Source organism: Sphingobacterium composti (genome assembly GCF_009829075.1).
Taxonomy (GTDB): domain Bacteria; phylum Bacteroidota; class Bacteroidia; order Sphingobacteriales; family Sphingobacteriaceae; genus Sphingobacterium; species Sphingobacterium composti.
The window spans coordinates 1-502 of the sequence record NZ_WUQZ01000063.1 but is presented as its reverse complement, the minus strand read 5'-3'; the positions used below and the strand labels follow the sequence as shown (position 1 = coordinate 502).

Annotated in this window: 1 protein-coding gene; it reads left to right on the top strand. The window is 44.2% G+C overall.

Translation table 11 applies throughout. The annotated features are described in order from the left end of the window. Nucleotides 1–502 (top strand): IS110 family transposase (locus GOQ17_RS16060; protein WP_159639064.1); only part of this gene is annotated, 502 nt, incomplete at both ends.

Here is a 502-nt window from a genome sequence, read left to right as displayed (position 1 = left end):
TATCGCTTATTGCCGGGTACCGGGCTTAGAGATCAAGCAATCGATGGGTATGACCAGAGGGAAGAGTGATCAGGCAGACGCTTATCGTATCGGACAATATGGTGAAGAAAAGCGTAGACGTCTGGAATCTTCAAAGCCTCTGAATAACAAGGTGTTAAAATTGAGGCAACTACTATCTTTCCGGAAAAGACTGATTCGTGAAACGGCGGGATTAACATGTACGATTAAAGAACGTCAACACATGTACGGGGTTGTGCAAACTGATACCACTATCCTTGTGGCCCAGGCTAAAATAAAAGAGAATAAAAAACACATCGCTCGTGTGGAGGATGAGGTCACAGATCTGATCAAAAACGATGACTCGATGTTGCAAAGCTATCGTATCATCAGCAGCATTAAAGGGATTGGGCCGGTAAATGCCTGGATGACGATAGCTTATACAGAGAATTTTACCAGCTTTACCGATGCGCGAAAATATGCGGTATATGTTGGCGTGATCCCT